Source organism: Bacillus sp. LR--39 (assembly GCF_053613335.1).
Map to the genome: position 1 here is coordinate 1 of NZ_JBSIOT010000501.1, position 918 is coordinate 918.

The 918-nt window shown below is 49.3% G+C and carries 1 protein-coding gene; it reads left to right on the top strand.

Annotated elements, in window-relative coordinates; genetic code table 11:
- The coding region (locus ACWHAR_RS24470; RefSeq protein ID WP_452088107.1) for a sugar porter family MFS transporter at window positions 1-918 on the top strand (918 nt) is incomplete at both ends.

Consider the following 918-nt stretch of genomic DNA (forward strand, 5'->3'; position numbering starts at 1 on the left):
ATTGCCTTTCGTTTTCTGCTCGGACTGGCGGTTGGCTGCGCTTCTGTAACGGTTCCAACCTTTTTAGCGGAAATTTCGCCGGCAGAACGCAGGGGACGAATCGTGACACAAAATGAACTGATGATCGTAATTGGCCAGCTTCTGGCATACACCTTTAACGCCATTATTGGCAGCACAGTGGGGGAGAGCGCAAATGTATGGCGGTATATGCTGGTCATCGCGACACTTCCGGCAGTTGTCTTATGGTTCGGAATGCTCATCGTGCCTGAAAGCCCGCGCTGGCTGGCAGCTAAAGGCAGAATGGGTGACGCCCTGCGGGTGCTTTGGCAAATCCGTGAAGACAGTCAGGCACAGCAGGAAATAAAAGAAATCAAACATGCGATTAAGGGCACAGCAAAAAAGGCCGGCTTTCATGATTTTCAAGAGCCATGGATCAGGCGCATTCTATTCATTGGGATTGGAATCGCCATCGTACAGCAAATTACCGGTGTCAATTCGATTATGTACTATGGGACGGAAATTCTGAGAGAAGCCGGTTTTCAAACAGAAGCTGCATTAATCGGCAATATTGCAAACGGTGTTATTTCAGTTATTGCGGTCATTTTTGGGATATGGCTTCTCGGCAAAGTCCGCCGCCGGCCCATGCTGATCATCGGACAGATTGGCACGATGACAGCCCTTCTGCTGATCGGGATTTTATCCATTGTCCTTGAAGGAACACCCGCCCTGCCATATGTTGTGTTGAGTTTGACCGTTTTGTTTCTTGCGTTTCAGCAGACTGCCATTTCTACGGTGACGTGGCTGATGCTCTCGGAAATCTTTCCTATGCATGTGCGGGGGCTTGGCATGGGGATCAGCACCTTCTGCTTGTGGACAGCTAACTTTCTCATTGGATTCACCTTTCCCATTTTGCTCAAT